General features: G+C 55.1%; 5 protein-coding genes. All 5 read left to right on the forward strand.

Annotated features, from left to right (window positions below; translation table 11 throughout):
• The first annotated feature begins 681 nt into the window (after positions 1-681).
• On the forward strand, positions 682-1,803 hold the full coding sequence (locus CFR80_RS15635) for a nucleoside hydrolase (RefSeq protein ID WP_010516592.1): 1,122 nt from the start codon (positions 682-684) through the stop codon (positions 1,801-1,803).
• Between the two features lie 497 nt (positions 1,804-2,300).
• The gene (locus tag CFR80_RS15640; protein ID WP_029329745.1) at positions 2,301-4,691 is read left to right on the forward strand and encodes a TonB-dependent receptor; all 2,391 of its coding nucleotides are present in this window, start codon (positions 2,301-2,303) and stop codon (positions 4,689-4,691) included.
• A gap of 252 nt (positions 4,692-4,943) precedes the next feature.
• Positions 4,944-6,374 carry an adenosine deaminase family protein gene (locus CFR80_RS15645; RefSeq protein ID WP_110507670.1) on the forward strand — a complete coding sequence of 477 codons (1,431 nt, stop codon included), beginning with the start codon at positions 4,944-4,946 and terminating at the stop codon, positions 6,372-6,374.
• Between the two features lie 173 nt (positions 6,375-6,547).
• Positions 6,548-7,609 (forward strand): nucleoside hydrolase, encoded by a 1,062-nt coding sequence (locus CFR80_RS15650; RefSeq protein ID WP_110507669.1) that lies wholly within the window; start codon positions 6,548-6,550, stop codon positions 7,607-7,609.
• Positions 7,610-7,863: 254 nt separating this feature from the next.
• On the forward strand, positions 7,864-8,370 hold the full coding sequence (locus CFR80_RS15655) for a DUF2165 family protein (protein WP_010516583.1): 507 nt from the start codon (positions 7,864-7,866) through the stop codon (positions 8,368-8,370).
• Positions 8,371-8,812: the final 442 nt, after the last annotated feature.

An 8,812-nucleotide genomic window follows, 5' to 3' on the forward strand; every position in this document is an offset into this window, starting at 1 on the left:
GCGAAGGAAGGCGACACCAAGCACAACCGCCAGCGCCCCGCTCGCCAGATAAAGGATGCGCCGCCCGCGCCGGGAGCTTCCCCCGGGGGGCGTGCCGGGGCCTGAAGTGGGAGAGGGGGAGGAAGCCATGAAGTGGGTATCTGCCTGACTGGGGTGAGGTCTGGCGCCACGATAGGAATCTCCATCATTCCGGGATAGTGACGGGTGTCATTATCCGGACATGACAAATGTCATATGCATGGCCGTCGCAGCCTGTTTCAGGTAAAAAACATCCGGAAGATCTGGACAAACCTGTCGCAAAGAAAATGTCGACTATTTTTATATAAATTATCATATGAAACGAAAAAAATATTACATGTAATTACGATTTCCAATGGCTTCGTTTCGTTCGTGTTTGGTCTTATTAAATGTATTCCAGGTGCGTATCATAAAAAAACAGCACCCGGACATAACCCTGTTTGCCGATCTGTCCGGGGAGGAAATGACTGGATTGCATATTTATTATTCATCGAAATGATTATTTTTTGTGCAATTTATATTTTTAATTTCGCGGTTTCCAAGGGGTTCAATTTCCCCTTGCAGAAAAAGCAACATCGTGTTGTCTGCATTCCTGATTGGAAACCGCGTACATGCATGGCATATCATTGAACCATCACAACATTCTGGAAAACCGGATACCCGATGTCTCTGTTTTCGTCACGTGGCTCCCGATATCGCTTCTGCGGCATGCTTATGGCTCTGGCCTGTAGCGTGCCCGTCTGTTCCGGGCTTGCGGCCGAAAACCGCAAGGTCATTATTGATGACGACGACAGCCTGTCGTTAGCGGAGGCAACGCTGCTGAAGGCGCCGGGAGTCGATGTCCTGGGGATTACCGTGGCAAGCGGCAACCGCTGGCGCGATGATGAAATCAACCGCATGCTGCGCGGGCTGGAAATCCTGCACCGGACTGACGTGCCCGTGGTGCCGGGGGCGATTTACCCGCTGATCAATTCGGAAAAGCTGACGGAAAAGTGGGAAAGCCTGTACGGCCGTCTGATCTGGAAAGGGGCGTGGATGAAACAGTGGGTGGAACCCACGAACCAGCCCGACCCGAATTACCATGCACCCGATTTCGTGCCCACACCGGCGGACGGCAATGCGACGACAAAGCCGGCCAAGGAAATCGCGGCCAACTTCCTGATCCGCATGGTCCATGCCTATCCGGGGCAGGTCACGATCCTGGCGGCGGGCGCCATGACCAATCTGGCGCTGGCTGAACGGCTGGATCCGGAATTCGCGTCACTGGCCAAGGAACTGGTGTATATGGGGGGCAGCCTGAACCCGCACCAGCAGCTGTCCACCGTGGCTGCAGGCCAATACGCGCGCGAGTTTGTCAATTCCCCGCGGCGTGAATTCAACCTGCGCTTCGACCCGGAAGCCGCCAGCATTGTCATGCATGCCCCGTGGCGCAAGATTACCATGGTGCCATCCGATCCCGCCACGGCAACGGAGCTCAGCGCCGACTTCCTGCATCGCATTGCATCGCGCAATGCCGACATCAGCAAGCTTGTCGCACACTGGCAACCCGGTTCCCCCATGTGGGACGAAATCGCGGCAACTGTCTGGCTCAACCCGCAGATCGTGACGAAGTCCACCCAGCTTTACGTGGATATCAACACGCAGTTTGGCGCGGGATATGGGGATACGCTGTCCTGGTCGCCCGGCTATCAGCCGGATCTGGATGAGCAGAAGGAAACTGTTGTGGAAACCATAAACCCGACAGCACTACTGGCGACGATGGAACAGATCCTTGCCCGTCCATAAGCCATAGCCGGGACGGGAAGCGTGCCAAAAAGATCACAGCATGCCTCCCGTTTCCTGATTTTCATCATTTGATACAAATTCCATTCATAACCAGAATATATATACAAAATATATTGTTGTGGATGTGTAATTACAGAAACGGTTCATCTGTTCGTACAACGAATAGAATACAGACCGACGGCTTATTATTCTTTCGCATATCGAAATCTTTGTGGTTGGCGTTACAAATTTACAACAATAAAGATTTTGCTAAAGATTTCCGGTTTTATTGTAATTTTTTTCTTTATTTCAAGAAAATCTGCATTTAATGATCATAAAAGATGATGAGAATCATTTTTTACTTTTCGTTTGTGCTTAACTTGATGGTCTGGACATCAAGGGATGTTTGCACGAAAATGCAACACAAGGTTCACGCGAACGGGCTGGGGGCGTGAATATCCGAATGCTTATGAAACCAGGGGATCTGGTTGGTTTTCCGGGGGGGGGAAGTTACTTAAATGCGACGTTATACTCATCGAAACAAGGCGCTGTTTACCATGTCGTGCCTGGTCACGACATTCCTGACGACTGTCGGGCCTGTTTCCAAATCCATGGCGGCCACGGAAAGCACCACGCAGCCCGTGAAGGGGCATGTTGCCACCCGCCATGCCGCCAGCCATACGACGGGCAAGGCTGCTGCTTCCACGCCGGCAAAGCCCCAGGCCGTTGCCGCCCGTGCGACGCCGGAAGTGATCCATGTTGGCGCCAGCCGCAGCGCGCGTGACGGCGGCGGCGGCATGATGCGCCTGGAAACCGCGCCGCATACCGTGCAGAGCATTGGCAAGCAGTTCATTGACATGAAAAGCCCCACCAGCACGGCGCTTGACCTGATCAAGACCCTGCCCAGCGTCAGCGTTTCCACGCCCGACACGTCGGGCATGCAGGGCGGCAGCATCATCAGCCGAAGCCTGACCGACGCCGATATGGGCCTGCTGGTTGACGGCGCACCTGCCGCCAGCGCCAGCTATATGGCCGAAGACGTGGATTCCGAAGATCTGGAGGCCGTGAACGTCACGCCCGGCAGCTCTGCAATCGATATTCCCACCACATCCGCCGCCGCGGGCGTGATGGATGAACGCACCCACACACCGGGCCACAAATTCGGCGGCCTGATGGATTTCTCATACGGCACGAACAACATGTCGCGTGAATTCATCCGTCTGGAATCCGGTGACATTGGCAAGACCGGCATCCGTTCATATTTCTCGTTCTCCAACACGCATGCGCGTTCGTGGATGGGTGCCGGCATCAACAGCCGCAAGCACATCGACTTCGGGCTGCAGAAAGACTGGCAGAACGGTTCTTTCGCGAAGTTCTTCATCTCCTGGAACTATGAAGATTTCACGATCGACAATTATTCCAATGCTGCCGAATTCTATCAGTACAAGCACACGGGGCAGGGCTTTGGTCGTAGCGCTGATCCATCCAGCAACAACTACTGGGGCAATAATATTGATCACTGGAACCAGATCTTCCTGACGGCTCCGGTCCATATTGTCCTGCCTGCCAAGTTCAAGTTCGATATTACCCCGTACTTCAACTTCGGTCAGGGCTGGGATGGCGAACCCGGCGGGACGGCCACTGATGGTAAGTACACATATGCCAACGGAACAGCCGTTCCTGGCGGCACGAACCTGACCAGCTACTTTCTCGAAGATTACGCCATGCAGGTTGGTGTCACCACCAAGCTTGGCTACGATATCGACCGTCATAACCATGCCTACATCGGATACTGGTATCAGAACGAAGATTATCTGACGCACTTCCCTGTCAGCGCACAGATGGCAAACGGCTTTAATCCAAGCCCGAACAATGCTGCCTATCAGCTGTACGCCAATGGTTCACGCTCATTCTCCGGTAATGACGCCGGGTTTGAGGTGCATTCCATCTTTATCGGCGATAGTGCGAAGTACCTGCATGACAAGCTGACGATCGACGCTGGCTTCAAGTATGTCATGACCAATTACTGGTATAAGTCCTTCAGCTCCAACGGTTCACTCAGCGGTCGTTATGGTGAAAACAACACAACGCCGCTGCCGCACCTGTCCATTGGCTATACCTTTAACGATCATCACCAGATCTATGTAAACGCCGAAGGGGATTTCCGTCAGCCTTCACCCAGCGCCATTGCCAACAGTGGTGCGGCCGGCGGTCTGCCCAAGAACCAGTATTCCATCAAGGAAGAACTGGGTTACCGTTACCATGACAAGTATGTCATGGTTGACCTGTCACTGTTTAACTACAACATCACCAACCGCCTGCTGAGCACCTATATCGGTGGTGGCCAGTCCGGCGTGGTAAATGCAGGTAACCAGACGGCGCGCGGTTTTGATGCCATGATCTCAACCCGTCCGTTCCACGGCTTCAGCCCTTATGCATCGTTTGAATATCTGAATGCCCGCATGGACTCCAACATCCGCGCCGCAGACGTGTATGGCAATACGTCCTACTTCGCTACGGCGGGTCATCAGGCACCGCAGGCACCGCATGTCATGGCCAACTTTGGCCTGACCTATCAGAAGTATGGCTTCTTTGGTAACGCAACCCTGCATTATACCGGCCCGCAGTCCGTTACCCTGGCGGGTGATGAGCGGATCCCCGGGTATGTGACGGATACGCTGTCGCTGGGCTATCACTTCAAGCCGTTCATGTATGCGAAGACCCCGACCATCCGCCTGAACTTCACCAACCTTACAGGCGCCATTGTCCGGACGGGTGTCCGCGGTATCGGGACCAGCAATGGTTCGGTCCGTCTGATGAACGGGAACATGTCTGCAGCAGGTAGCGGCGCAAGCTTCTATGTCGAACCCCGCTTCAGCATGACGGGAACGGTTTCCACGTCGTTCTGATCAACAGAATATAGCATTGAATATGAATACGACCCTCTGTTCAGGAGGGTCGTATTTTTTTGTGAAATACAATCTGGCTTCTACTGTGCCAATATTCCTGATGGCTGGAGATTGAAAAACATGGCAAGATTATCAGTAGCATCCTCTTTTCTGGTGGCATCCTCACTATTTGTCGCATGCCATCCGGCTGTTGCGTCTTCTTCCGAGGACAGGACAGCGCGTATTTTTGCACAGTTGCAGCACAATCATTCCATGCTTGAAGTCTTCATGCATGACTTCCCGAAGGGGGCCGACCTTCATAATCATCTGGTCGGTGCGATCTACGCCGAAAATACCATGCGCTGGGCAGCACAGGACGGTCTGTGCGTGGATATGGACCATAAGGCCATAAAGCCCGACCACTGTGCGCAGGACAGGGGCAAGATGCGCAATGCCGCCACGGTAGAAGCAGACAGTTCTTCGGAAAACAGCATGGTTGACTCCCTGTCCATGCGCAATTTCCATCCGTCCCAGAACGTCACGTCGGGCCATGACCAGTTCTTCAGCACCTTTCCCCGGTTCATCGCTGGCATGGGGCTGACGCATGAGGGCGCGATGCTGGCTGAAGCGGTCACACGGGCCGCGGATGACCATACGACCTATCTGGAACTCATGATTGCACCCGACATTGAGGCGCTGATCCGCCGTGGCCTGAAACACCCCCTGCAGGGTGAGGATTTCGCGGCGGTGCAGGCGTCCTATTCGCCCGCGGAAACACAGGACTTCATCACGCTGGCCCGGCAGGACACCGACCGCATGGAGGCCGACATGCGCATCCTGCTGCGCTGCGATACGCCGCAGGCGGCACCGGGCTGCCGGGTGCGGGTGCGTTACCTGTACGCGACATTACGCACATTTACTCTGGCCGCCGTCTTCTCCCAGATTTCGGGTGCCTATGCACTGGTCAAGGCTGATCCGCGCTTTGTCGGGGTCAATATCGTTGCGCCGGAAGACGATCGGGTCGCCATGCGCGATTATGACCTGCATATGCGCATGTTCCATTACATGTCGGGGCTTGATCCGCAGGTCAACCTGAGCCTGCACGCGGGCGAACTGGCTGAGGGGCTGGTGCCGCCGGAAGGGCTGTGGAACCACATCACGAACGCGGTGACCGTTGCCGGCGCGCGCCGTATCGGTCACGGCGTGGACATGGCCTATGAACAGAACGCCACTGCGACACTGGCCGAAATGGCACGGCGACATGTCATGGTCGAAATCAACCAGACCAGTAATGACCAGATCCTTGGCGTGCGGGGCAATGCTCACCCGTTCCAGCTTTATCGGGCAGCGGGCGTTCCCGTCGCATTTTCCACCGATGACGAAGGGGTGGAACGGATCAACCTGACGCATGAATACGTGCGCGCGGCGGAGACGTGGCCGCTGACCTATGGTGAATTCAAGGATCTTTCACGTACCGGTCTGGAATATTCCTTCCTGCCCGGCAACAGCCTGTGGGCGCAGACCGCGCCATTCCGTCCGGTTCACGCCTGTACCCATACCGACATGAAGTCGGAGCAGATCACGGCATCCTGCGCGACCTTCCTGCAGAACAGTGAAAAGGCGCAGGCGCAGTGGGCGCTGGAAAAGAATTTTGTGACATTTGAAGAAAACGTAAATAGAAATACCCTGTTCAGAAAGAAATAATCCACTCATACTTTCTGAATGGATACTGATCCATTCCCTCATGGCACCCTGGCCTGCATGGACATGTATCGGGACAGGGTGTCCCCTTATTTCCACATCAATACGGGTGGCAGGGCAGGGTGGTCGTCACCTTGTTTCCCACTCGAAAGATTACTGTCAGGCAGGATGACATCATGACGGATCTGTTTTCGCGGCGTCATTTCCTGGCGGCGACAGGCGGGATGCTGGCGGCCGGCGCAGTCCGGTCAGCGCCCCTTCTGGCGGCGTCCGCTTCCGCCCCGCGCAAGGTCATTGTGGATGCAGATATTGGTGTGGATGACACCATGGCCCTGCTGCTGCTGCATTTTGCCCCGGAAGTGGACATTGTTGGCATCACGACGGTCAACGGGAATGGCACGCTGGACAATACAACGCGCAATGCCCTGTTCCTGTCAGAAAAGTTCGGGATACAGGCACCTGTCGCAAAGGGTGCTGGCGTTTCACTCGACAACCGCACCGATACGGCGCCGACCTTCATCCATGGCGATAACGCCATGGGCAACATCGTACTGCCCAGCCGCATCAACCGCACGGTGGATGCACGCCCTGCGTGGCAGATGATCGTGGACATGGTTCACGCCCATCCGCATGAAATCACGATCCTTGGACTGGGCAGGCTGACCAACCTTGCGCTGGCCCTGCGGCATGATCCGACCATCGCCACCCTGACCAGGGAGGTGATCGTGATGGGCGGTGGCTTCGGCCTGCATGGTGATCTGGGAAATGTCACGCCTGCGGCGGAAGCCAACTTCAAGGGCGATCCCATGGCTGCAGACATGGTGTGCGGCGCATCGTGGCCCATGACGATCGTGGGGGTAGATGTCACGTTTCAGACCACCATGACGGATGCCTATCTGCAGGATATCCGCGATCAGGGTGGTCCGGCCAGCAGGCTGATATGGGATGTCACGCGTTTCTACATGGCGTTCCACAGGCAGCGGCTTGGACTGGATGCCATGTATGTCAACGATGCCTCGGCCAGTGCCTATCTACTCAGACCGGACCTGTTCAAAACCCGCAGGGGGGCGGTCCGCGTCGTATGCGGCGGGGTGGCGGATGGAGAGTCCATCCAGAAACCCGCAAGCAAGCGCTTCCCACCCGGCGCGTGGGACAACCGCCCGGAACAGGCCGTCTGCACCGATGTGGATCCAGATGGTGTACGCAACCTGTTTGCCCGGGTCATGCGCGGGCATTAGGACAAAGTTCTTGGGTGTCGCCTTTTTAGAAGGCGACGTTTCATCAAGCTTTTTGAAAAGGACTTCGCCAAAACCGCATTGTCTGCCGGTAGTGATACTGCAATCGGAACAGAACAGGCCTGAAACCTGTTTTTCTCCATATTGCATAATCGTTACGATATGCGATGCTGGTCATTCCGGCACCGTCCGGCCGGTAATGGCTGGCAAGCTGCCTGAACCCATAATTCCATGCATGGCGGGGGAATAGAACACACATGACCGGCATTGATGGCGAACGTCTGTCCAAGACTGTCATGGTTGCGGCCTTTGGCTGCTTTGGCCTGATCGTGATGTTCAACAACATCACCGATTATGATTCCAACTACCAGTTCGTGCGTCATGTCCTCAGCATGGACACGACATTTCCACACAATCGACTTATGTGGCGCGCCATTACCATACCTGCCATCTGGCACCTTGGTTATGACATTATCATTGCGTGCGAAGGGATAACAGGCATGCTGTTCATGCTGGCGGCCGCCAGCATGGCACGCGCGCTGCGCAGCGATCCAGCCACCTTCCGTGCTGCCACGCGCCTGGTACCGTGGGGGACGATGGTAGGCTTTCTAGTCTGGTTCTTCGGGTTTACCGTCGTAGGGGGGGAGTGGTTTGCCATGTGGCAATCCCGTTCATGGAATGGACAGCAGCCCGCCTTCCAGTTCATCAGCATGATGGTTCTTATGTGCATCTACGTGCGCAAGAAAGAAGATGTGCCGAACTGACTGCCCTGATAACAATCCATGATACCGGGAAGAACCCTTATCCCCAGACAGGCCAGATCAAGGAAGCCCCCTAAGAAACCATTTCAAAACAATCTGGTAAAAAATAAGAGTTTTTAGGTGTCGCCTTTTTTCAAAAAGGCGACGTCTTCCAAAACTGTCTGAATGATTGCTGGATATTTTCCAGACAGGCTTTTCAAATGGTCTCTAAAAAAAGATCTCGACCTGACCCTGTTGCGCGAGACATCGCAGTCCAGCAGCGCCCAAGCAGATTCCGCCATTGAATACCCGATTACCGTCAGTCATCATGCCGCAATCAGCGTTGGTCAACCTGACGCCAGGGGTAATACCAAAGGACGTAGCCACTGACTCGTGTGTGAAGTGACAAACGGCGCTGGCTCTGATTCTCTTGATGCGGGAGGATCTGGCTGATGACGAGGGCGGT

Origin of the sequence: Komagataeibacter oboediens, from assembly GCF_003207815.1 — a bacterium.
Lineage (GTDB): Bacteria > Pseudomonadota > Alphaproteobacteria > Acetobacterales > Acetobacteraceae > Komagataeibacter > Komagataeibacter oboediens.

Excerpts from the sequence above, each read along its gene's own strand:
- CFR80_RS15640 (WP_029329745.1), top strand. The coding sequence starts at position 2,301 with ATGCGACGTTATACTCATCGAAACAAGGCGCTGTTTACCATGTCGTGC.
- CFR80_RS15635 (WP_010516592.1), top strand. The coding sequence starts at position 682 with ATGTCTCTGTTTTCGTCACGTGGCTCCCGATATCGCTTCTGCGGCATG.
- CFR80_RS15650 (WP_110507669.1), top strand. The coding sequence starts at position 6,548 with ATGACGGATCTGTTTTCGCGGCGTCATTTCCTGGCGGCGACAGGCGGG.
- CFR80_RS15655 (WP_010516583.1), top strand. The coding sequence starts at position 7,864 with ATGACCGGCATTGATGGCGAACGTCTGTCCAAGACTGTCATGGTTGCG.
- CFR80_RS15645 (WP_110507670.1), top strand. The coding sequence starts at position 4,944 with ATGCTTGAAGTCTTCATGCATGACTTCCCGAAGGGGGCCGACCTTCAT.